Genomic DNA, 1,796 nt, shown 5'->3' on the forward strand with positions numbered 1-1,796 from the left:
GAAACTAATCACGCTCAACAAACTGTAACTAATCTAGCAGCTGCTTTAGAATTTGCCGAAAAAATAGGGTTTCCTAGTCATGGTTTAGTGGTGATGTTTGATAAAAATTCTCTCGACTCTGAGCATATTTTTAAGGGAATTACTGACCAGAAAAATTTAGTTAAAATTGTTGAAGATATTCTTGACAAAAACGGCAAAGTACACCTAGAAACCGATATGCGCGCTATGCACAATCCCACGAGGATGAAAGCAATTGTTGCTGCGACAGCAAATCTTGTTCAAAAACTTAATCAATTATGCCCTAATTGTGGTTGTCCGGGGTTTGATATTATCGAAATAACATCGGGTTTACCCTGTGGTTTATGTCACTTTCCCACCTCTTTAATTAAACTGGAACTATACGGTTGTCAAAGGTGTGATTATCGAGAGGAAAAACTCTTTCCCAACGGTCAAAAAACCGCCGATCCGATGTATTGTGAATATTGTAATCCTTAAAGATAGCTTTTCTATGGAAAGAATTTTAGAACCAGAAGTAATGGATGATCGGGAAGAAGCGATCGAATATGATGCCATGGACTTCACAGAAGTTAATACTAATTTCGCTAAAGAAGCTGTACAATTGGCCGGTATTAATGCTAGGGTGTTAGATGTAGGAACCGGTACTGCACGCATTCCGATTATGATCAGTCAACTACGTCCCCAATGGCAAATTATCGCTATTGATCTGGCCGATTCTATGTTAGAAATTGGTCAAAAAAATATCCTTAATGCTAACTGTCAAGAACAGATAAAATTGGAGAAAGTTGATGGAAAAAATCTTCCCTACCAATCCGAGCAATTTGATTTAGTTATTTCTAATAGTTTAATCCATCATCTCGAAAATCCTCTGCCTTTTTTACGGGAAATTAAGCGAGTTTTAAAACCCAATGGTGGCATTTTTTTAAGAGATTTATTCCGTCCCGATTCCGAGGAAATAATCAAGGGGATGGTGAGGGAAATCGATCCTAATTTTTCTCCCCGACAAGCGCAATTATTTCAAGACTCGCTGCGAGCGGCTTTTACCCTAGCAGAAATCGCAGATTTAATCCAGCAATCGGGCTTAGAAAATGTTAAAATTTATCAGTCTTCTAATCGTCATTGGACAGCCATAAAAACAAGTAAAAACTAATCACTAAATCAGGGAAAAATTGAGTTATGAAAGTTGGATTTTTGGGAACAGGATTAATGGGAACGCCAATGGTAGAAAGATTATTAAATCAGAAAATTTCTGTTATTGCCTATAATCGCACCTTAGAAAAATTAGCACCTTTACAGCAGTTGGGAGCCAAAACAGTTAACTCTCCTGAACACGTCATTCAAGAGGCAGATTGTCTGATTTTAATGTTAACTAATGCCGCCGCTATCCAAGAGGTTTTAGGATTAAATTCTGAGCAATCTAACTTCAATAATCGGACTATTATCCAGATGGGAACTATTGCTCCTTCTGAAAGTAAACAACTGCGAGATCAAATTGTGGCTAAAGGGGGAGAATATCTAGAAGCACCCGTGTTAGGAAGTATTCCCGAAGCTAAAAAGGGGACTCTCTTAGTTATGGTGGGAGCAACGGAGAAACAGTTCCATCAATGGTCAAATTTATTAGCAAATTTTGGCCAAGAACCGATGTTAATCGGGGAAGTGGGAACCGCTGCGGCATTAAAATTAGCTTTAAATCAATTAATTGCCTCTCTAACCAGTGCTTTTGCTTTGAGTTTAGCTTTTTTATCCCAGCAAGGAGTAGATCTAGAAAAGTTCATGAC

General features: G+C 38.1%; 3 protein-coding genes. All 3 read left to right on the forward strand.

Annotated features, from left to right (window positions below; genetic code table 11):
• Positions 1–495: DUF6671 family protein (locus PX636_RS06410; RefSeq protein WP_353853457.1), on the forward strand; the 495-nt coding region annotated here is incomplete at its 5' end.
• Between the two features lie 13 nt (positions 496–508).
• A complete protein-coding gene (locus PX636_RS06415) occupies positions 509–1,168 on the forward strand; it encodes a class I SAM-dependent methyltransferase (RefSeq protein WP_288116536.1) in 660 nt (219 codons plus the stop codon).
• Positions 1,169–1,194: 26 nt separating this feature from the next.
• Positions 1,195–1,796: NAD(P)-dependent oxidoreductase (locus PX636_RS06420; protein WP_288116537.1), on the forward strand; the 602-nt coding region annotated here is incomplete at its 3' end.

Source organism: Microcystis sp. M53598_WE2, from assembly GCF_030067735.1.
Taxonomy (GTDB): Bacteria; Cyanobacteriota; Cyanobacteriia; order Cyanobacteriales; family Microcystaceae; genus Microcystis; species Microcystis aeruginosa.